The organism is Streptomyces sp. NPDC015532 (genome assembly GCF_043078065.1).
Classification (GTDB): Bacteria; Actinomycetota; Actinomycetes; order Streptomycetales; family Streptomycetaceae; genus Streptomyces.
In genome coordinates this window covers 212,230-232,772 of the sequence record NZ_JBIBSY010000003.1, presented here as the reverse complement: position 1 = coordinate 232,772, position 20,543 = coordinate 212,230, and the positions used below count along the sequence as shown (strand labels likewise).

Annotated in this window: 19 protein-coding genes; 7 read left to right on the top strand and 12 right to left on the bottom strand. The window is 73.1% G+C overall.

Features of this window, described 5'->3' with window-relative positions:
- Positions 1-21 precede the first annotated feature (21 nt).
- On the bottom strand, positions 22-951 hold the full coding sequence (locus ACF07B_RS12310) for a M48 family metalloprotease (protein WP_384236901.1): 930 nt from the start codon (positions 949-951) through the stop codon (positions 22-24).
- Positions 948-1,343 carry a BlaI/MecI/CopY family transcriptional regulator gene (locus ACF07B_RS12305; RefSeq protein WP_369485408.1) on the bottom strand — a complete coding sequence of 132 codons (396 nt, stop codon included), beginning with the start codon at positions 1,341-1,343 and terminating at the stop codon, positions 948-950. Before ACF07B_RS12305 ends, ACF07B_RS12310 begins: the two co-directional genes overlap by 4 nt.
- Before the next feature lie 115 nt (positions 1,344-1,458).
- Between ACF07B_RS12305 and ACF07B_RS12300 the strand changes: the two genes are divergently transcribed.
- From ACF07B_RS12300 to ACF07B_RS12285, 4 genes are all read left to right on the top strand, one after another.
- A complete protein-coding gene (locus ACF07B_RS12300; RefSeq protein ID WP_392178901.1) occupies positions 1,459-2,133 on the top strand; it encodes a DedA family protein in 675 nt (224 codons plus the stop codon).
- Positions 2,130-2,753, top strand: a complete 624-nt coding sequence (locus ACF07B_RS12295) for a phosphatase PAP2 family protein (RefSeq protein WP_392178900.1) — start codon at positions 2,130-2,132, stop codon at positions 2,751-2,753. Before ACF07B_RS12300 ends, ACF07B_RS12295 begins: the two co-directional genes overlap by 4 nt.
- 9 nt (positions 2,754-2,762) lie before the next feature.
- On the top strand, positions 2,763-3,425 hold the full coding sequence (locus tag ACF07B_RS12290) for a response regulator transcription factor (RefSeq protein ID WP_384236896.1): 663 nt from the start codon (positions 2,763-2,765) through the stop codon (positions 3,423-3,425).
- A gap of 104 nt (positions 3,426-3,529) precedes the next feature.
- Positions 3,530-4,897, top strand: coding sequence for a sensor histidine kinase (locus ACF07B_RS12285; protein WP_392178899.1), 1,368 nt, complete (start codon positions 3,530-3,532; stop codon positions 4,895-4,897).
- 62 nt (positions 4,898-4,959) lie between these two features.
- Here the strand turns inward: ACF07B_RS12285 and ACF07B_RS12280 are convergent, their stop codons facing one another.
- The 3 genes from ACF07B_RS12280 to ACF07B_RS12270 all read right to left on the bottom strand — a co-directional run bounded on the left by ACF07B_RS12280 (position 4,960) and on the right by ACF07B_RS12270 (position 8,586).
- Positions 4,960-5,808 carry a hypothetical protein gene (locus ACF07B_RS12280; RefSeq protein WP_392178898.1) on the bottom strand — a complete coding sequence of 283 codons (849 nt, stop codon included), beginning with the start codon at positions 5,806-5,808 and terminating at the stop codon, positions 4,960-4,962.
- Between the two features lie 70 nt (positions 5,809-5,878).
- On the bottom strand, positions 5,879-6,805 hold the full coding sequence (locus ACF07B_RS12275) for a YbhN family protein (RefSeq protein ID WP_392179192.1): 927 nt from the start codon (positions 6,803-6,805) through the stop codon (positions 5,879-5,881).
- Between the two features lie 278 nt (positions 6,806-7,083).
- Positions 7,084-8,586, bottom strand: a complete 1,503-nt coding sequence (locus ACF07B_RS12270; RefSeq protein ID WP_392178897.1) for a hypothetical protein — start codon at positions 8,584-8,586, stop codon at positions 7,084-7,086.
- Positions 8,587-8,818: 232 nt separating this feature from the next.
- On the opposite strand from ACF07B_RS12270, the gene ACF07B_RS12265 reads away from it, so the two are divergent.
- Entirely contained in the window at positions 8,819-9,202 is a 384-nt protein-coding gene (locus tag ACF07B_RS12265; RefSeq protein WP_392178896.1) for a BlaI/MecI/CopY family transcriptional regulator, read from the top strand.
- Positions 9,203-9,863: 661 nt separating this feature from the next.
- Positions 9,864-10,808, top strand: coding sequence for an endonuclease/exonuclease/phosphatase family protein (locus ACF07B_RS12260; protein WP_392178895.1), 945 nt, complete (start codon positions 9,864-9,866; stop codon positions 10,806-10,808).
- A gap of 176 nt (positions 10,809-10,984) precedes the next feature.
- Here the strand turns inward: ACF07B_RS12260 and ACF07B_RS12255 are convergent, their stop codons facing one another.
- The 5 genes from ACF07B_RS12255 to ACF07B_RS12235 form a co-directional block, all read right to left on the bottom strand.
- On the bottom strand, positions 10,985-11,491 hold the full coding sequence (locus ACF07B_RS12255) for an O-acetyl-ADP-ribose deacetylase (protein WP_362392056.1): 507 nt from the start codon (positions 11,489-11,491) through the stop codon (positions 10,985-10,987).
- Positions 11,488-12,897, bottom strand: coding sequence for a phytoene desaturase family protein (locus ACF07B_RS12250; RefSeq protein ID WP_392178894.1), 1,410 nt, complete (start codon positions 12,895-12,897; stop codon positions 11,488-11,490). The genes ACF07B_RS12255 and ACF07B_RS12250 overlap by 4 nt, the downstream gene beginning before the upstream one ends.
- A 164-nt stretch (positions 12,898-13,061) precedes the next feature.
- Positions 13,062-13,928: an inositol monophosphatase family protein gene (locus tag ACF07B_RS12245; protein ID WP_392178893.1), complete on the bottom strand. Its 867-nt coding sequence runs from the start codon at positions 13,926-13,928 to the stop codon at positions 13,062-13,064.
- Positions 13,929-14,061: 133 nt separating this feature from the next.
- On the bottom strand, positions 14,062-15,882 hold the full coding sequence (locus ACF07B_RS12240; RefSeq protein ID WP_392178892.1) for a gamma-glutamyltransferase family protein: 1,821 nt from the start codon (positions 15,880-15,882) through the stop codon (positions 14,062-14,064).
- Positions 15,883-15,967: 85 nt separating this feature from the next.
- A complete protein-coding gene (locus tag ACF07B_RS12235) occupies positions 15,968-16,747 on the bottom strand; it encodes a DUF4232 domain-containing protein (RefSeq protein ID WP_392178891.1) in 780 nt (259 codons plus the stop codon).
- A gap of 382 nt (positions 16,748-17,129) precedes the next feature.
- On the opposite strand from ACF07B_RS12235, the gene ACF07B_RS12230 reads away from it, so the two are divergent.
- The gene (locus ACF07B_RS12230; RefSeq protein ID WP_369482155.1) at positions 17,130-17,798 is read left to right on the top strand and encodes a hypothetical protein; all 669 of its coding nucleotides are present in this window, start codon (positions 17,130-17,132) and stop codon (positions 17,796-17,798) included.
- Between the two features lie 54 nt (positions 17,799-17,852).
- Here the strand turns inward: ACF07B_RS12230 and ACF07B_RS12225 are convergent, their stop codons facing one another.
- Together ACF07B_RS12225 and ACF07B_RS12220 are read right to left on the bottom strand one after the other, a co-directional pair.
- A complete protein-coding gene (locus ACF07B_RS12225) occupies positions 17,853-19,379 on the bottom strand; it encodes an NCS1 family nucleobase:cation symporter-1 (protein WP_392178890.1) in 1,527 nt (508 codons plus the stop codon).
- A gap of 124 nt (positions 19,380-19,503) precedes the next feature.
- Positions 19,504-20,526, bottom strand: a complete 1,023-nt coding sequence (locus ACF07B_RS12220; RefSeq protein ID WP_392178889.1) for a TIGR03842 family LLM class F420-dependent oxidoreductase — start codon at positions 20,524-20,526, stop codon at positions 19,504-19,506.
- Positions 20,527-20,543: the final 17 nt, after the last annotated feature.

The window sequence follows — 20,543 nt, the reverse complement described above, 5'->3', positions numbered from 1 at the left end:
CGACTCCCGGCCGGGATCCCGTCAGCGGGCCTCCTCGCCCTGGGCGACCTCCACCTCGTGGTGGAAGGCGAGGACACCCGCCCCCGACGCGCCGGCCGAGACGGCGGCGCAGGCGGCGAGGAGGACGGCGATCCAGGCGGCGGCGCGGGGGCGGTGCCGCGGGGCGGAGAGCAGGGCGGCGACCCGCTGGGGGACGGGACCCGTGGTGGCCGCGGGGGCGAAGTCGGGGCGCCCGGTGCGGGCCTCGCCGACGGCCAGGGCGGCGCGGGCGATGGCGCGGGCGATCAGCCTCCGGTCCCCCACGGTGACGGCCGCGGCCTCGTCCGCGGCGCGCTCCGCCGCGAGGGCGACGGTCGCGCGGACCGTACGCAGGCCGGGGTGGCAGTGGGCCGCGAGTTCGGCCACGACGAGGAAGCGGTGGTGGCCGCCCGCGTTGTGGGCCCGCTCGTGGGCGAAGAGGGCCTCGCGCTCGTCGGGGCCGAGACTGCGGAGCATCGCGGTGGTGACGACGATGCGGTGCGGCCGGCCGGGGAGCGCGTAGGCGTCGGGGTGCGGCGACTCGATGACGCACAGGTCGCCGGCGGCGGGACGGCGGTCGGCCTGGCTGCGCGCGGTGCGGAAGGCGCGCAGCTGGCGCAGGGCCGAGCGGACGACGGTCCAGGCGCCGACGGTGAGCACCCCCGTCGCGGCGGCCGCCGCGGGCAGGACGACGAGGTCCGAGGCCGTGCGCAGCGGGTGGACGAGGTCGCCGAGACCCGCGAACAGGGGCATCTTGAGCAGGCCGGTCAGGACGAGCGCGCCGAGCGAGGCCACGGAGGCCCCGGCCAGCACGACGAGCGCGAGGGTCACCGACCACAGCGCGGCGACCGGGGTGAGCCGGTCCAGGCAGCGGCGGGCCAGCGGCCCCAGCGCGAAGGGGACGAGCAGGGGGACCATCAGGAGAAGGATCATCCGGCGCCCGGTTCCGGGCGCGTGCCGGGATCCGGCTCCAGGAGATCCCGCAGGAGCCGCTCGTCGTCGGGGCTGAGCTGGGCGACGAAGCGGGCCAGCGCGGTCTCCCTGTCGTCGTCGCGGTCGAGCTCGGTGTGCATGCGGCGCGCGGTGAGGCCGTGCGGGTCCTGGACGGGGAAGTACGCGTAGCCCCGGCCCAGCCGCTCGCGGCCGACGATGCCCTTCTCGTGCAGCCGGGACAGGATCGTCGTCACCGTCGTCCGGGCCAGCCCGGAGTCCAGCTCGGTCTGCACGCGTCCAGGCGTGAGCGGCACCCCCGCGGCCCAGAGAGCCGCCATCACGCTGGCCTCCAGCTCGCCCGCCGGTCGGCGTTCGTCCTTGTCACTGCTCATGGGAACGATCCTCACCCCACCATCGTCTACAGTTCAGTAGACCGTCTACAGAATTGTAGTCAGCCGGGCGTGGGTTTCGACCGCGCCCGCCCCTTCCAGTATGAGAGGGTCCGCGATGACGTCCGCACCGATGTTCACAGCGTCCGACCTCGCCGTGAATATTCTCAGCGCGCAGTCCCTGCTCGCCGCCTTCGGGGTGCTGGGGGTGGGCGTGGTGATGTTCGCGGAGACCGGTCTGCTGATCGGCTTCTTCCTGCCCGGTGACTCACTGCTGTTCACAGCGGGACTGCTCTGCACGGGATCGGGGCACGACGGCCTGAAGCTGTCCCTCGCCCCGCTGCTGATCGCCGCGGCCGCGGGCGCGCTCGCCGGTGCCCAGACCGGCTATCTGATCGGACGGAAGGCGGGCGGTGCCCTGCTCGCCCGGAGTTCCTCCCCCCGTCTGAAATCGGGCGCGCACCGCGCGGAGGAGCTCCTGGAGCGGTACGGCCACGCCAAGGCGATCGTGCTGGCCCGCTTCGTGCCCGTCGTGCGTACGGTGCTGAACCCGATGGCGGGCGCCCTGGGCGTGCCGGTGCGGACCTTCACCGTGTGGCAGGTGGCGGGCGGCCTCGTCTGGAGCGTCGGCCTCACCCTCGGCGGGTACGCGCTGGGCTCCTCCATCCCGAACGTCGACCGCTATCTGCTCCCGATCATCGCGTTCATCGTCCTGGTGTCCCTGGCCCCGCTCGCCGCCGAGCTGTACCGCTCGCGCCGACAGGGCGCGGCGGGCGAGGAGGCCCAGGGATGATCCCGGCACTCGACGGCTCCTCGATCGACGGCTCCGCCTACCGGTACGTGACCGGTCTCGCCGAGGACTCCCCCTCGTGGCTCGACAGTCTGGTGTCGTTCTGGTCGACGTACGGGCTCGGACTGTTCGCCGTGCTGATGCTGCTGGGCTGGTGGCGGGCGCGGCGCGAGAGCCCCGGGGCGGCTCTGACGGCCCTCGCCGCGCCGGTCGTCGTGGTCGTGGCGTACGGGGTGGATCTCGGCCTGAAGCTGCTGGTGCGCGAGGACCGGCCCTGTCAGAGCCTGCGGGTGGCGACCCTGGAGGCGTGCCCGGCTCCCGGTGACTGGTCGTTCCCCAGCAATCACGCGGCGATCGCGGCCGCGGCGGCCGCCGCCCTGTTCTTCGTCTCGCGCCGCCTCGGCACCGTCGCGATCGTGGCCGCCGGGGCGATGGCCGCCTCCCGGGTCTGGGTGGGCGTGCACTATCCGCACGACGTCGCCGCCGGTGTGCTCGTCGGCACACTGGTCGCCATGGCGATGGCGACGGCTCTGCGCAGGCTGCCCGGTCTGTCGGGGCACCCGCTCGTCGCGTCGCGGCTCGGGGCCCTGCTCGTCGCGCCCCGGCTCGTGAAGAGCGGGTGAGCGGCCCGTATGCCCCGGCGGATCCTGGTCGTCGAGGACGACCACGCCCTGCGTGACGTCCTGCGGCGCGGGCTGCGGGACGAGGGCTTCGACGCCGTGCCGGCGCGGGACGGCGCGACCGCGCTGCGGCTGGCCGGCGACGGCATCGACGCGGCCGTCCTGGACGTCGGCCTGCCCGACGCCGACGGACGGGACGTGTGCCAGGCGATCCGGGCCAACGGCTTCCTCGCCCCCGTGATCTTCCTGACGGCCCACCACCATCTCACCGACCGGCTGGCCGGCTTCGCGGCCGGAGGCGACGACTACCTGCCCAAGCCGTTCCATCTGACGGAGCTGGCGGCCCGGCTGCGGGCGGCCCTCAGGCGCGCCGGACCGGGTCCGGCGGAGACCGCGGGCGACCTGGTGCTCGACCCGGTCGCGCACAGCCTGACCGTGCGGGGCCTTCGCGTTGCGCTGACTCCCACGGAGTTCCGGCTGCTGGCGGCCCTGATGGCGGCGTCCGGGGCGATCGTCGGCCGGCGGGAGCTGACCAGGGCCGGCTGGCCGGAGGGAGCCCAGGTCAGCGACAACACGCTCGACCAGTACCTGACCCGGCTGCGCCGCAAGCTCCGGGACGGCGGCAGTGAGCTGACGGTCACGACCGCGCGGGGCGTCGGACACCGCCTGTCATGAGGCCGGGTCCCCCGCCCACGGCGCCGGAAGGCGTCGGCATGGAAGGCTTCGCCGACCGCCCCGCGCACGGCCGCCGCGACGGATTCCGTGCAGGAGACATGCCCATGAGTCCGTTCGCCACCCGACGGCGGCGCCCCGGAACCCTGCGGGGCCGGCTGTCGCTGGTCGCGCTGACCACCGCCACGCTGCTGATGGTGATCCTCACGGTGGCGTTCAACACCGTCGTACGACAGCACCTTTGGCATCAGGCGGACGACGAACTGCGTACCCGGGGCACGGCGGTCGCCGCGACGGTCGACACCGGCGGCGCCCGGGTGCGTGTTCTGGAGACGCCGGGTGAGGAGCTGCTCGACGCGAACGTGTGGATCTACGCCGACGGCCGGCTCCTGGAGAAGCCGCCCGCGGCCTCCGCCGCGGGCCCGCTCACCCGCGCGGCGGGCGCACTCGCCGCCCGGGGCGGGACGCGCTGCGTCACCGCCCCGACCCACGACCCGGTCCGGCTGTGCGCGCGACCGGTGCCGGGGGGCGGTACCGGCGCCACCGTCGTCACCGCCCTCGACCTGAACCCCTACCGCGATTCGGCCGACACCCTGCTGTTCGCGTCGCTCGCCCTCGACGCCGCCATGCTCGCCTGCACCTACGTGCTGACACGCCTCGCGGTGGGGCGTGCCCTGCGTCCCGTGCGCGCCATGACCGACCAGGCCACGCACTGGAGCGCCGTGGCCTCCGAGGAACGATTCGGCGGGAGCGGCCGACCCGACGAACTCGCCCGGCTGGGCGGGTCGCTGGACGCGCTCCTGGACCGCATCCGCGCCCTGCTGCGCCATGAGCGGCAGCTCACCCGGGAGCTGTCGCACGAACTGCGCAACCCACTGGCCCGGATCATCGCCGAGCTCGACTGGTGGCAGTCCCGGCCCCGGTCCGCCGAGGAGACACGGGCCACGCAGGAGGCCCTGTCGGACGCCGCCCGGTCCATGCGCACGATCTGCGACACGCTGCTCGACGACGCCCGTGACAGCGCGTGTGCCGTACCGGGCACGAGCGAGGTCGTATCCGTACTGCGCCGGCTCGCGGCCGGTGCCGCCACGACCCGTCCGGAGGTGCGGATCACCGTCGCCGGCCCCCGGACGGGCCCGGTGGCCGGGGTGCCCGACGCCCTGCTGGAGCGCATCGTCAGTCCCCTGCTCGACAACGCTCTGCGGCATGCCCGCGCCCGCGTCGAACTCCGGGCCTGCGCACGGCCCGGCGGCGTCCGCGTGGAGGTCGGGGACGACGGGTCCGGCGTCCCCGCGTCGTTCGCGGCGCGGCTCTTCCAGCCGGGCCAGCGGGCCGATCCCGGGGACGGACACGACGGGGCGGGCCTCGGTCTGCCTCTCGCGCGACGCCTGGCCCGCTCCGCCGGCGGCGAGGTCCACCACGAGGAGACGGGCTCCTCGGGCGCCACCTTCGTGGTCGGCCTGCCGCCGGGGTGAAAGGGCGGGGTGAAGGGCCCGGGGGCCGCCGGCGGAGCGTTCCGGCGGCGGCCCGTCCGCGGTCAGGTCGCCCGAAGGGGGCGCCGGTCGGCGCCGGTCACATCGCGTCGGGTGATCGAGAGATGGACCACCAGACCGAGGATGACCGTCAGGAACAGCACGCTGGTGACGACCGTGCCCCATCCCAGGCCGCCGTCGCCGGTCGGCTGCGAGAGGTAGTCGCCGACCGACGCGCCCAGCGGGCGGGTCAGGATGTACGCGATCCAGAAGCTGAGCACGGCGTTCAGGCCGAGCGCGAAGTGCGCGACGGCGACTGCGGCGATCGCGAGGGCGAACAGCACCGCGGAGACCCAGTACCCGAGGGCCATGCGCTCGGCGACCAGGTCACCGGCCGCGGTGCCGAGCGCGAAGGTGAACAGCACCGCCAGCCAGTAGTAGGCCTCGCGGGAGAGCGTGTCAACGCTGTGGATGGACAGCGTCCCCTCGCGGCGGTACCAGACGAGGAACGTCACGGCGAGGGCGACCGCGAACACGGCGGTACTGGTCTCCAGCGGCACGCCCAGGTTGTCGGTGAGGTTGTCGCTGATCAGCGTCCCGACGACACTGATCAGCGCCACGGCGAGCCAGTACATGCCCGCCAGATAGCTCCTCGTACGGAACTGGACCACCAGGACGACCGCCAGCAGCCCGCTCATCAGCAGCGAGACACCGGTCAGGCCGAGGCCGAGCTTCTCGTTCAGGAGGTCGGCGGCGGTCTCGCCGACGGTCGTGCACAGCACCTTGATGATCCAGAAGTACGCGGTGACTTCGGGCACCTTGTTCCGGCGCGGGCGGTGCCCGGCGGGGTCCGGGGCCCCGGTGCGGCCGTACGCCTCAGGAGTCCTGGAGGTATCTGTCGTCTCGTAGGTCATGAGGCCGGAGGGTGTCAGCGGAAGCCTGAACAGATCCTGACCGCCGTACGGACCCGGGCCCGCCCCTCGTTCACAGCACCCGGCGGCGGATCAGCACGCCCAGCGTCACCAGCCCCGGGAGCAGGGGAAGCCACACGGTGAGCAGCCGGTAGCCGAGCACCGTGGACGCCGCCGCCCCGCCGGGCGCCCCCGCGAGCGTGAGGGCCAGTGCGAGGGCGGCGTCCAGGGAGCCGAGGCCACCCGGAGTGGGCAGCAGGACGGCGGCGCTGCTCGCGGCGAGGTAGACGAGGGCCACCCGGGCCGGGGACAGCGGCAGTCCGATGGCCTGGGCGACGGCGATGACCACGGTGGCGTGCAGCGCGGCGAAGACGAGCGAGCCGCCCCACAGCGCGGCGGCCCGCGCGGGGAGTTCGTGCACCGCGCGGACGTCCAGGAGCACCCGACGCAACGCCCGTCGCAGCGGTCCGGCGAAGAGGGCCGCGGCGACGGCGGCCACGACGACGCCGGCCGTCCAGGCGGCCACGGTCCAGGCGCTCGCCGCCAGCCGGGGGAGGCGAAGCGCGCCGGGACAGGCCAGGGCCAGTCCGCCGATGAGACAGCCGCGTACGACGGTCCCGGCACAGGCCTTCACCGCGAGGGCGGTCGCGGAACGGGCGAGGGGCAGTCCGCACCGGGTCAGGAAGCGCAGATTGACGGCTCCCGCGCCGAGGCCCGAGGGCAGTACGTGGTTGGCGGAGGCGGCCGCGAACTGCACCGCCACCAGCCGTCCGGCGGGCAGCGGCTCCGCCACCGCGCCCTGCTGGGCGAGGGCGGAGCACACCCAGGTCGCCAGGGTGGCGACGGCCGCCACCAGCAGCCAGCCCCGGTCGGCGTGCGCGAGCATGCCCGCTCCCGCCTCGATCACCGGCCAGTGGCGGTGGGCGAGGAACCCGGCGGCCACCAGCACGAGCAGCGAGAGCCCGGCGTGCCGGCCCACCCGCCCGTCCCGTACGGACAGTCGCCGGCCGGCGGCCGCCCAGCCGCCGTCGGCCTGCGAGGGGGAGGACGGTGCGCCCGGGCCCCGCACCGGCGCGGGCGAAGACCCTCCCGGACCGTCGGCCGTCGGCCGGGACCCGGCGAGGGACACGGGCGCGCCGCCGGGCGCACCGCTCCCGGCCGGCCCCGGCGGCGGGTCGCCCACCGGTTCGCCGCGGACAGGCCGGTCCGCGTCGGCCGCGTCGCCGCCGTGGGCCGCCCGCGTCCTGCCCGCCGGTGAAGGCGTCTTCGGCGGAGGGGTCACGGCGTACGCCTCCTCGCTCCCGGAGAGACGTAGACGTCGACGTCACCCGCGCGGTGGGGTGACCAGGCGCGGGCGTATCCGGGCGGCTCGCCTCCCGGTGTCGTGAGGACCGCGACCGGCATGTGCCGGAGGGAACGCGCGATGTCCGCCGCGGTGGCGTGGGCGTCGGGCCTGCCGGTCGCCACGGAGGAACAGCCGGCGTAGAAGGCGATGGGCACGGCCCGATGGCCGGTCAGCGCGCAGGGCGGCCGCACCCCGCGCCTGCGCAGTTCGGCCGCCGTAACCGCCCAGCCGTGGTGGCTGTCGGCGGTGCGCCGCACCGTGGCCTGAAGCACCGCGAACTGCACGGCCAGATGCCCCGCGAGGCCGAGGGCCACCACTGTCACGGCCACCGGCCGCCACCGGCCCTCGGCGGTGACCAGGTGCACCAGGGCGTCGGCGACGGGGATCGCGGCAAGGGCGTAGAGCGGCAGCAGGAAGCGCGGGGCCGCGTATCCGATCATGAAGAGGTACGGGATCCCCGCTGTCGTGGCACAGGCCAGGAGCAGCAGGGTGGGTGCCGGGCGACGGGCCCTGACGGCGGTCACCAGGCCGAGGGCGGCGATCAGCGGCAGGACGAACCACCACGCCATCACCGTGGGGTCCGGCATCCCGCCGGTGCAGGGCCGGCACAGCACGCGTCCGCCGAGGCTGCGCATCTGGTCGCCGACCGCGATGTTCCAGCCGAGGCCGCCCTGGATGCGCGAACCGTCGGCGAGCCGTTGCCCCGGGCCGCCGTAGCTCACGTACGCCTCGATGATCCACTCGGCCGCTCCGGCCGCCAGGCCCGCGACGAGCGCGAGCAGCGGCCGGACCCGCCGCCACCGGGGGGCCACGACGGCGAGGACCAGGAGGGGCAGCGTCACCCAGACCGCGTCGGGGGGCCGCATCCAGGCCATCAGCGCGGCGCTCAGCCCCGTCCCCCACAGCACCGCCCGGTCGCGGCCGCCCGCCCGGGCCCGCAGAAAGCAGCCGACGCAGACGAGGGCGCCGATCGCGACCCAGTAGTTGGGCATGACCTGCGGGCCGTAGAAGAGGGTCACCCACAGCGTCGCGAACAGGGCTCCCGCGAGGGCGAGGACGCGCACCGGAAACAGTCCGCGCCACACGCGCAGGGCCACGAACAGGCCGAGTCCGGAGAGCAGGGCGAGGTAGATCCGCAGCAGGGTGGTGGAGGACGACCAGGAGGCAACCGGCGCGACGAGCAGGGAGACCCCGCGGGCCCGTGGCGCGCTGAAGAACGCCGCCGGGGCGTGCGGGGAGACCTGACTGACGTACACGGTCTCGTCCCAGCCGAGACCCGTCCCTGGGTGCACGAGGATCAACTGGGCCAGGACGAAGGCGGCCGCGACCAGCCCGAGCACGCCCGCGTCGCCGGGGCGCCGGGACACCCGGGCCGCCCTGTCCGGCGGTCCGGGCCGCCGGGCGCCGACGAGCGGGAGGTTCAGGGTCTTGGCCATCGTCCACCCTTCAGCCCTACACGCTGTAGGGTTTCCTCACCCTACAAGACGTAGGGTGAGGCCGGGAGCCAGGAAATCATGGACAAACTACCGCTCACCGGAAGAAGGCGCCGAACGGGACAGCCGTACGAGGAGGTACCCGGGGGTGGTATGCGCCGAGCGCAGATCCCCCGGGCGCACACCCCCGACCGGCCCCGTTACCGGCTTGGCTACGCGCTGTAAGGTGACGGGCATGGCTGGCACAGGTCCCCACGGAAGGGCGGAACGGCGCAACGCGGGCGAACTGGAGAGCGAGGTCCTCGCCACCCTGTGGGCCACGGACGACGCCCTGACGCCCGCCGAGATCCAGGCCGAGATCGGCGGCGGGCTCGCCTACAACACGGTGCACACCATCCTCAGACGTCTGTACGACAAGGGTCTGGTGCTCCGGGACGTTGACGGCCGGCGCGGCGCGTACCGCCCCGCCAAGAACGCGGCCCAGCTGACGGCCGAGGCCATGCACGAGGCCCTCGACCGCGGGCCCGACCCGATCGCGGCCCTCCGGCAGTTCGTGACCGGGCTCAGCCACCAGGAGGAGCAAGCCCTGCGCGACCTCCTGGGAGGCAACGGCCCATGAGAACCGATACCCGCGCCCGACTGTCTCCGCACCGGCGAACCTGCCCGGTCGAAGAAACCGTCCGCCGGTGACCTCGGCCAAGTCTTGTTCCTACGGCCATGGCTTCGCCGGTCAAAGAGCTGACTGAAGTCCCCGTACACCCAGAGGGTGGAAAAGGGGTTCGCCGATGGAGAATCCCGTCAGCGGAGGAGCCTCTTACGTGCCCAGAGAAACCCGATCACCCCTCCGACAATGACCAGGTACACGGTCAGAGGTCCGTCATTCAGGATGAGTCCCGGCATGGCGATGACGGCCACGATCAGGAGCCATCCGCATCCGGCCATCCCGATGTCCGCTGCATCAGGACGGCGCCCTTCGTTGTCCACCCGTTCCCCGTTCGCCGGCTGGTACCTGATCGGCACATCATTTGGACAACTGGCGTCCATGGCACCACTGTTTGAAACCGTACGCTGCCCGATCAGGCTCGGTGAGCGAGTGGTCGACGGTCAGCCAGGACTCGAACAGCACCTGCGACGTTCCCAGGACCACTGCAGAACTGCGGGAGAGGGGCGAGCCCGTTCACACGCCGGCGCCGGTCCTGACATCACCGCCGTGCTCCGGTACCGCCCTGACTGCCGGAAGACCGGCCGCCGCTTGACCTTGCGCGGGTACGGTCGCGGGCATGACACCTTCCGAGACGGATCGTCCCGGCTCCTCGCGCTCCGGGCGGGTGCGGTTCGCGACGTTCAACGTGCTGCACGGCCGGACGCTGGTGGACGGCAGACCCGTCTCGGTCCAGATGGCGGGCGGCCCCGAGACGCCGCTCGTGCGGGCCGTCGCGTCGCTGGACGCCGATGTGGTGGCACTCCAGGAAGTGGACCGGCTCCAGGAACGCTCCGGCGGAGTGGACCAGGCGTCCGCCGTGGCCGTGGGGTCCGGCGCGCCGCACTGGCGTTACGCGTCCGCGTTCCATGGCATGGCGAAGGCGGGCGGCGGCTGGGTCCCGGAACCGTCCGAACCGGGTCTGCGGGTCTACGGGCCGCGCGAGGCCGAGGCGGGTGACGGTGTCCCCTCGCACGGCATCGCCCTGCTGTCCCGGCTGCCCGTACGGCTTTGGAGAGCCCGTCGGCTGGCCCCGGCTCCGGTCCCCATGCCGCTGCGGACACCCGGACGCCGTGGACTCACGCTGTCCAGGGACCAGCCGCGGGCCGCGCTGGCCGCCGTCCTGGAGGGAAACCGCGGGCCGTTCACCGTGGTGGCACTGCATCTGTCGTTCGTGCCCGGCTGGAACGTCCGTCAGCTGCTCGCCGTCCGCGCGTGGATCGCCGACCTGCCCGGACCCCGCGTGCTGCTCGGCGACTTCAACCTGCCCGGCGCGGTTCCGAGAACGGTCCTCGGTCCGGCCGGAACGGGCCGCGGAGCGGGGACCCGGTCCGCCGGCATCCCGGCGCTGCCGCGCGGCTGGCGGGATCTGGCCCGTACGCCCACCTACCCCTCGCACCGCCCTCTCGTCCAGCTCGACCATGTGCTGGCCACCGGCATCGAGGCGGGTGCCGCCGTCGGCGCGCACGCGCCGAGCACCCCGGTCTCGGACCACCGTCCTCTGGTGGTCGACCTGCCCCTGTGACCGGGCGACGCGCCTCGACGATCCGCCCACCCCGACACACAGCACCGGTCCCCTGCCGCCACACGACCCCGGCGAACCCGGCACCGTCCTGAGCCGGCGTCGGCGGCCCGGCCCCGGTTCGCTCAGCCTGTCGCCCCGGTTCGCTCAGCCCGCGGCGCCCCGCGTCCGGCCGGTCGTCACAGCTGCCCGGCGAAGGCGTCGTACGCGCGCTCGTCGAAGAGCACGAAGCGGACCTCCTCGACGTCGGTCTCGGCGGCCCGGACGGTCTCCACCGCGATGCGCGCCGCGTCGTCCATCGGCCAGCCGTAGATGCCCGCGGAGACGGCGGGGAAGGCGACCGTACGGGCTCCGAGCTCGTCGGCGACCCGCAGCGACTCGCGGTAGCAGGAGGCCAGCAGCTCCGACCGGTCGTCCTCCCGGGCGTAGCGGGGACCCACGGTGTGGATCACCCAGCGCGCGTCGAGGTCGCCCGCGGTCGTGGCGATCGCCCGGCCGGTCGGCAGTCCCTTGCCGTAGTGGCCGGCACGCAGCTTGCGGCAGTCGGCGAGGATCGCCGGGCCGCCCCGGCGGTGAATGGCTCCGTCGACGCCCCCGCCGCCGAGCAGCGAGGAGTTCGCCGCGTTGACGACGGCGTCGACGCTCTGCCGGGTGATGTCGCCCTGCACCAGGGTGATCGTGGTCATGACTCTCTCAGCCTTCTCCAGACGGCCTTCGCCGCGTTGTGCCCCGACATCCCGTGCACTCCGGGGCCGGGCGGGGTGGCCGAGGAGCACAGGAAGACGGCGGGATGCGGGGTGCTGTACGGGGACAGGGACACTCTGGGGCGCAGCATGAGCTGGAGTCCGGACGCTGCGCCGCAGGCGATGTCGCCGCCCACGTAGTTGGCGTTGCGGGCCGCGAGCACGGGCGGTCCGGCGGTCGCGCGGGCCAGGACCCGGTCGCGGAAGCCCGGCGCGAACCGCTCCAGCTGGCGTTCGATCGCGTCCGTGAGGTCTCCGGTCCAGCCGTTCGGGACATGGCCGTAGGCCCAGAAGACCTGCTTGCCCTCGGGAGCGCGCGACGGGTCCACGACGCTCGGCTGCACCGTGATCAGGAACGGCGCGTCGGGCGCCCGGCCCTCGCGCGAGGCCGCCCGCAGCGCGGTGCCGATCTCCGCCCGGCTCGCCCCGACCTGGACGGTCCCGGCGACACGGGCCCGCTCGGCGGTCCAGGGCACGGGCCCGTCCAGGGCGTAGTCGATCTTGAAGGCGCCCGCGCCGTAACGGTATCCCTCGTAGTACCGCCCGAAACCCGCGATACGGGCGAGTGCCTTGGGCGAGGTGTCGAAGACGTAGGCCCGCGCGGGGGGCAGATCGTCCAGGCGCTTGACCTCGTAGTCGGTGTGGACGGTGCCGCCGAGGTCCTGGAGATACGCGGTCAGCGCGTCCGAGATGGACTGCGAGCCGCCACGGGCCACGGGCCAGCCCCGGGCGTGCGCGGCCAGCGCGAAGACCAGGCCGACGGCACCCGTGCCGATTCCCTCCAGCGGTGCCATGACGTGCGCCACCAGACCGGCGAACAGGGCTCTGGCCCGCTCGTCGCGGAAGCGGCGCATCAGCCAGGTCGACGGCGGCAGCCCGGCCAGCCCGAAGCGCGCGAGGGTGACGGGGTCCCGGGGCAGCGCGGTCAGCGGCAGTGACATGAAGTCGTGCGCCAGGGTGTCCCACTTGCTCAGGAACGGAGCGACGAGCCTGCGGTACGCGCCCGCGTCACGCGGCCCGAAGGAGGCCGCCGTCTCGGCCACGGACCGCGCGAGCACCGCCGCCGAGCCGTCCGGGAACGGGTGCGCCATGGGGAGCTCGGCGTGCAGCCACTCCAGGCCGTACCGCTCCAGGGGCATCGCCCGGAAGGCCGGCGAGTTGATCCCGAGGGGATGCGCCGCCGCGCACGGATCGTGCCGGAACCCGGGCAGGGTCAGCTCTTCGGTGCGCGATCCCCCGCCCACCGTTTCGCGGGCCTCGAACACGGCCACGGAGAAGCCCCGGCGGGCCAGCTCCACGGCAGCCGTCAGTCCGTTCGGCCCCGCACCCACCACGACCGCATCGAGCATCGACGGCACCTTCGGACTCCTTCGTCAGCCGACGGCCACTGAACATCAGGATATGCCGGAGGACTGACAGCCTTGACGGTACGGGGCGTTGGAGGGAAACCCCCCGTACCGTGCGACGGCCGCCGCACCGGATCCCCGTCCCGCGCGGAGCGTGGATCTCCCGCTCAGGCTCCGGCCGCCACCCGCTCGGACGGTGCCGCCAGCAGGGCGGTCACCCGGCGGGCCGTGGCCTCGTCCCGGGCCGCCGTGAACGGCAGCGCGTTGCCCCCGGTGACGCGGAACGGCTCGCCGCCGAGCGTCAGGTGGGCGCCGCCCGCCTCCTCGACCAGCAGGAGTCCCGCGGCGTGATCCCAGGCCGCCTCCCAGCTGAACGCGGTGGCGTCCAACTCGCCGCGGGCTATGGCCAGATACTCCAGGCCGGCCGAACCGCACGGGCGCGGGACGACGCCCTCGACGCGCAGTCCGAGGAGCGCTCGCTTCTGCTCGTCCGTGGTGTAGTCCGGGTGGGAGGTCGCGATGTCGAGGTCACGGCCGGGCTCCGGCGAACCGGAGCGCAGCGGCACGCCGTCGAGCACGGCCCCGCGCCCCCGTATCGCGGTGGCGAACTCGTCGCGCGCGGGCGCGTACGTCCACGAGGCCCGCACCACGCCGTCCAGCACGAGCGCGACCAGCGTGCAGAACCCGGTGTCGCCGTGCACGAACTGCCTGGTGCCGTCGACGGGGTCGACGATCCAGACGGGGGCGGTGCCCTGGATCGCCTCGTAGGTCGCCGGGTCGGCGTGCACCGCCTCCTCGCCGACGACGACCGAGCCGGGCAGCAGCGCGGTCAGGGCCTCGGTGAGGTACTTCTCGGCCAGGCGGTCGGCGTCCGTCACCAGATCGTGCGGGCCGGACTTCTGGTCGATCTCGTCCGCGGAGAGCTGCCGGAACCGGGGCATGATCTCGGCGGCGGCGGCCCTGCGGACGGCGTGTTCCACGTCGGACGCGTGGTGCGCGAGAAACTCGTCGATGGTTTCGATGTCTTCGATCATGGCTCCATGACAACACGCGCCACTGACAATCCTCACCCCTCCGGGGTACTCCGGGTGGAATCACCATGAATTCCCGGGGCCGCGCGATCACCGGGACCGGCCCGGGCTCCCGACACGGAGAACGTCACCGGCCTCAGCGGCCGACCGCGTACCCCTGCATCCCGCGCGCGTTGGCCCCCGCCGACAGGATGCCGGTCCCGGGATCGCGGGCCACCGCGCACAGGCGCCCCTCGGACCAGCCCTCGGCGACTGTGACGTCGTGCCCCCGGCGGCGCAGTTCCTCGACGACCCCCTCGTCCGTGCGGGACTCGACGGTGAGGCCGCCCGGACGCATACCGCGCGGGTAGAAGGAGCTGGGGAAGCTGTCGTTGTGCCAGTTCGGGGCGTCGATCGCGCCCTGGAGGTCGAGTCCGCCGCGCACCTGCGGGCGCAGCGCCACGGACAGGAAGAAGTGCGTCTGCCACTGGTCCTGCTGGTCGCCGCCGGGGGTGCCGAACGCCATGACGGGCACGCCGTCGCGCAGCGCGACGGACGGCGTCAGCGTGGTGCGGGGGCGGCGGCCCGGGGTCAGGGAGTTGGGCAGCCCCTCCTCAAGCCAGGCCATCTGGAGCCGTGTGCCGAGGGGGAATCCCAGTTCCGGGACGACCGGGTTCGACTGGAGCCAGCCGCCGCTGGGGGTGGCGGCGACCATGTTGCCCCAGCGGTCGACGACATCCAGGTGGCAGGTGTCGCCCCGGGTGCCTCCGTCGGGCGCCACCTCGGGTTCGGCGGCCGCGCGGCCCAGGGTGGGTTCACCGGCGCCGGGCACCGCGAGCGCGTCGAAGCCGGACTCCTCGGCGGCCGCCACGCGCGCGTGCCCGCTCAGCCGCGGATCGCGGCCGCCCGGACTGCCGGGGCGCAGTTCGTACGACGCCTTGTCGCCCACGAGCGTCCGCCGGGCGGCGTTGTAGGGCTCCGACAGCAGGTCGCCGAGCGGTACCTCGGCCGCGTCGCCGTACCAGGCCTCCCGGTCGGCCATGGCGAGCTTGCAGCCCTCGACGAGCAGGTGGACGTAGTCGGCGGAGCCGTAGCGGGGCAGTTCGGGCGGGAGCAGCGCCAGTTGCTGGAGGAGGACGGGGCCCTGGCTCCAGGGGCCCGCCTTGCACAGGGTCCAGCCCCGCCAGTCGTACGTCGCCGGTGCCTCGTAGGCCGCGGACCAGCCGGCCAGGTCGGCGGCCGTCAGGGTTCCGGTGTGGCGCTTGCCGCTGGTGTCCATGGTGGGCCGCCCGGCCTGCCGGACCAGGGCCTCGGCGATGAAGCCGGAGCGCCACACCTCCCGTGCCGCGTCGATCTCGGCCACTCTGTCCCCCACGCCGGAGACCTCGTCGAGCAGCCGCCGCCAGGTCGCGGCGAGAGCCGGGTTGCGGAACAGCTCGCCGGGACGCGGTGACCGGCCGTCCGGCAGATACACCTGGGCCGACGAGGTCCACTCCGTCTCGAAGAGCGCGCGTACGGAGTCCACCGTCTCGCCGACGCGTTCCACGGGCGCGTGGCCGTCCTCGGCGTATCCGATGGCGTACTTCAGGACGTCGGCGAGCGGTTTGGTGCCGTGGTCACGCAGCAGCAGCATCCACGCGTCGAACGCGCCGGGCACGGCGGCCGCGAGCGGGCCCGTACCGGGTACGAGCTCCAGACCGAGGCTCCTGTAGTGGGCGACGGTCGCTCCGGCGGGCGCGACGCCCTGCCCGCACAGCACCCGCACGGGGCCGTCGGCGGGGGCCAGGATGATCGGGACCTCGCCGGCGGGTCCGTTGAGATGGGGTTCCACGACGTGCAGGACGAAACCGGCCGCGACGGCGGCGTCGTAGGCGTTGCCCCCGTCCTCCAGGACGGCCATCGCGGACTGCGAGGCGAGCCAGTGTGTGGAGGACACCATGCCGAAGGTGCCCTGGAGGGTGGGTCGGGTCGTGAACATGCCTGCCACCTCACGGTACGGAGCGATCGGCCTCGGCCCCGACTATGGCATCCGTCCGGGCGCGGACGGCAGGGTGGGCGCGGGATCAGGGCGCGGGCACCCAGGCCGTGGTCCCCAGGATGTTCTCGGGACCGATGTCGAGGGGTGCGGGCAGCCGGAGGGTGACGGCCCGCTGCCCCCGCTGCGGCGCGATCCGCAGATACACGCCGTCCTGGGCCGCCATCCGCCAGTACAGGGACGCCCGCGCGCTCTCGCCCGGGTGGAGCGTGAAGGGCTCGGGGCCCGGATCGGCGGGGGCCATGAACACCTGATCCGTCCCCGTCACGCCCCGTACGCCGGTGATCGGGGCGCCGTCCCGGTCGAGCACGTGGACGACGGCCGGGTGGCCGTTCACCTTGTACGGGCGCTTGCCGCAGTCGGTGAGGGTCAGCGTCATGCCGCGCAGGCCCATGGCCGCGTCCCCCGGGCCGGCGTCGAGGCGCAGGCCGGACGCCGGGCAGCCGTGGCCCTGTTGGGTGGGCACGGCCCTGGACGGCTCGGGCACCTCGATGACGAGAGAGCCGCCGGGGGGCGCGGACGGGTCCGGGAGGTGAGCGGCGTCGGTCCCGACGACGCTCGGCCCGGGCTTGGGGACGGAGGTCCGTCCGGGGTCGCGCTCGCGGTCGATCTCGGCGGACAGGCCGCACCCGGCGGTGGCCGTCGCGATCAGGCAGACGAACAGGGCCGCGCGTACCCACCTCTCCCGCGGAACGGCGGTGCGGGAAGGAGTGCCGCGCACGGGTAAGGAGACGGTGGGGACTTCGGACCGGGCCGGGGGGCCGACGGGGGCCACCGCGCCGGCACGTCGCCGGTTCGTCGCGATCATGGGCCGATCATGGCACGAAAGCCCCGTGAAGGACATCACCTCGCGCCGGCCGCTGAGCCCGACTCACTGACGTACAGGGCGAGTTGGGGGAAGGCCGCGGCGGGGCGGCCACGTCGTCGCGCGGCCGGGGCACGCCGCCCGGCACCCCCGGGGCAGGGTACGGACCGAGCGCGATGCGATGCGATACGGAGAAATGGGCGATCATCGGGTCGAACAAAACAGACATCTTGCCGCAGCGTCAGTCAATCGACGCCAAGGTGAGTCACTGTCATCACACGGGCATGACGCCGGTCGGCCCTTCCGCACCACGGCGTCTCATGTGACACTGGCGTCCCGTCCGCAGTGCGGACTCCTCCGCACCATCCCCCACGAGAAGTGCGCTTTGGGTTCTCTTCCTCTGCCGCTCGCGCTCGCCGCGCGCCTGTTGCCGGTCGCTCTGCTCGCCTCCGCGGGCTGGGCCCTGGCCGCGGGCCCGTCCGCAGCGACCCCCAACGCCGAGGACACATCAACGCAAAAACAGACATCCGACGCATCGTCGGCTCCTTCGGCGTCGGCTGCCGTCAAGACGTTCGCCGCCTCGCCCGCCCCCTGTGCCGGCGTCCAGGTCGCCACGATCAAGTCCCTGGTCCCCGACGCCAAGACGGCGGGCCAGGAGATCGCGTCGACCGACAAGGCGGTGCGCCGCACCTGCTCGTGGAACGCCCTGAAGGGCTTCGACTACCGCTGGCTCGACGTCTCGTACGAGATCAAGGAGTCGAACGCCGCGGCGGAGAAGGCCTACAAGGACCGGGTCGCGGACAAGAGCGGAGGCGGGCCGGTGCCGGGTCTCGGCGACTCCGCCTACTCCGTGGTCAATCTCAGCACGGAGGACAAGCAGCAGACCCGTGAGGGCGTGGTCGTCGTCCGGGCGTCCAACGCCCTGGTGGTCGTCACCTACAACGGCAGCGACTTCGAGACCAAGAAGGCGCCCGCCACCGACGTGATCAACAAGGGTGCCATCAAGGCGGCCAAGGACGCGGTGGCGACGCTGAAGGACGGCCAGAAGAGCTGACCGTCCTTCGGTCACCGCGGGCCGGTCCGCGGTCGGCCCGCGGTCGGCCCGCGGTCACTCCGCGGTCGCTTCCCTTCCGCGCGTCAGCATCAGGAGCAGGTACAGCGCCATCGACGTACCGAGGCCGACCGCCCACCCGTAGTCGGCGAGCGGTTCAAGTGCCGGGACGGGCCGTCCGTCGATCAGGGGGTGGAAGTCCGCGCCGCCGACGGCCAGGACGCCGCCGGTGACGAAGGCGGCCACGGCCCGCCAGTTCCAGCCGCCGTCGTACCAGTAGCGGCCACCCGAGCGGTACAGGTCGGCGAGGTGGAGCCTGGTGCGGCGCAGGACCCAGTAGTCGGCGATGAGGATGCCGGCGACCGTCCCCAGCAGACCGCCGACCAGCCCGAGCCAGGTGAAGATGTAGCCCTGGGGGTCGGAGTACAGCTTCCACGGGAAGATCAGCACGCCCAGGACACAGGTGGCGAGCGCGCCGGCACGGAAGTTGATCTTCCGAGGGGCGATGTTGGAGAAGTCGAAGGCCGGGGAGACCAGGTTCGCCGCGATGTTCACGGACAGCGTCGCGACCAGCACGGTGACCAGCGCGAAGAGGATGCCGACGACGTTGTCCGTCTTGGCGGCCAGCTGGACCGGGTCCCAGATCGCCTTGCCGTACACGGCCTGCGAACCCGAGGTGACCATGACGGACAGGAACGCGAAGAGCGTCATGGTGGTGGGAAGCCCCAGGGCCTGTCCGATCGTCTGCGCCTTCTGGCTCCTGCCGTACCGGGTGAAGTCCGGGATGTTCAGCGACAGGGTCGACCAGAACCCGATCATGCCCATCAGCGAGGGCCAGAACAGCTTCCAGAAGTCTCCGCCCCAGCCGAGCTTCGACGGCTGGTCGAGCAGGGGGCCGAAGCCGCCCGCCTTGTCGCTCATCCACCACAGCATCACGCCGGCACCGACGAGCACGAACGGCGCGGCCCAGTTCTCGAACCGGCGGATCGTCTCCATTCCCCGGTAGATGATGGCGACCTGGAGCACCCAGAAGATCGCGAAGGACAGCCACATCGTCCACGCGTAGCCCCCGATGTGCGAGGCGTTCGCCCAACTGTCGCCGAAGAGCTTCCCGGCGAGGAAGTAGATCGCCTCGCCGCCGATCCAGGTCTGGATGCCGAACCAGCCGCAGGCCACCAACGCCCGTACGACAGCGGGGAGGTTGGCTCCGCGCACCCCGAAGGAGGCACGGGCGAAGACGGGGAAGGGGATGCCGTACTTCGGTCCCGCGTGCCCGGTGAGCAGCATCGGGACCAGCACGATCAGGTTGGCGAGGGCGATGGTGAGGACGGCCTGCTTCCAGTCCATGCCGACGGCTATGAGACCCGAAGCCAGCGTCCAGGAAGCGGTGTTGTGGGCCATGCCGACCCACAGGGCCGAGAAGTTGTACGTGGTCCAGGTGCGCTTCTCGACCGGAACCGGCAATAGGTCGTCGTTGGCGTAGGGGCCGGTGGGCACGGGAGCGTCGGGCGCGATCTCCACCCGGCCGTCGGGGAGCGTGACTTGTCCGGCGGGCGGGCCGCCTGGGGAGACTAGTTCTGTCATGAGCAGGCCAATCAATGAGGAGTGACGGGAAAGGCCGTGCGGGGACGACTCGGGGGGTGCGCACTGGGCGCCCTGATCCCCTTCCCGGGACGGCGGGAAGGGGAGAACGAGGGGTGACCTTCGGTTACTGCCCGTTGACGCCGGGGATGACCCGCGCTCCGTACGCGTCGATGGTGGACTCCTGGGCGTCGTGCATGTCGTAGACCGCGAACTGGTCGACGCCCAGCTCGCGCAGCGCGTTCAGCTTCTCGATGTGCCGCTCGGCCGTCCCGATCAGGCAGAACCGGTCGACGATCTCATCGGGCACGAACGCGGTGTCGGGGTTGTCGGCCCGTCCGTGGTGCGAGTAGTCGTAGCCCTCGCGGGCCTTGATGTACTCGGTGAGTTCCTCGGGAACCGCGGCCGAGTGCTCGCCGTACTTGGAGACCAGGTCGGCCACGTGGTTGCCCACCATGCCGCCGAACCAGCGGCACTGCTCGCGGGCGTGGGCGAGCGCCTCGGGCGAGTCGTCCTCGGTGATGTACGCGGGCGCCGCCACGCAGATCTTCACCTCGGCGGGGTCGCGCCCGGCCCCGGCCGCCGCGTCCTTCACGGCCTTGACCATGTACTCGGTGAGGTAGAGGTCGGCGAGCTGGAGGATGAAGCCGTCGGCCTCCTCGCCGGTCATCTTCAGCGCCTTCGGGCCGTACGCGGCCATCCAGACCGGCAGTTCGGCGCCCGGCCTGACCCACGGGAACTTGATGACGGTGCCGCCGAGGTCGGCCTCGTCGCCCCGGCCGAGGGCGCGGATGACCTTCATCGCACCGCTTATACGGGCGAGGGTGTTGGGCTTGCGTCCGGCGACACGCATCGCCGAGTCGCCGCGCCCGATCCCGCACACCGTGCGGTTGCCGTACATGTCGTTGAGCGTCGCGAAGGTGGAGGCGGTGACCTCCCAGGTGCGGGTGCCCGGGTTGGTGACCATCGGGCCGACGGTCAGCTTCTCGGTGTTGGCGAGAATCTGGCTGTAGATCACGAAGGGTTCCTGCCACAGCACGGCCGAGTCGAAGGTCCAGCCGTAGGTGAAGCCGTTGGCCTCGGCCCGCTTCATCAGGTCGATGACACGGGAGGCCGGAGGGTCTGTCTGCAGGACGAGTCCGAAGTCCATGGCGCCACTCCTGGTCG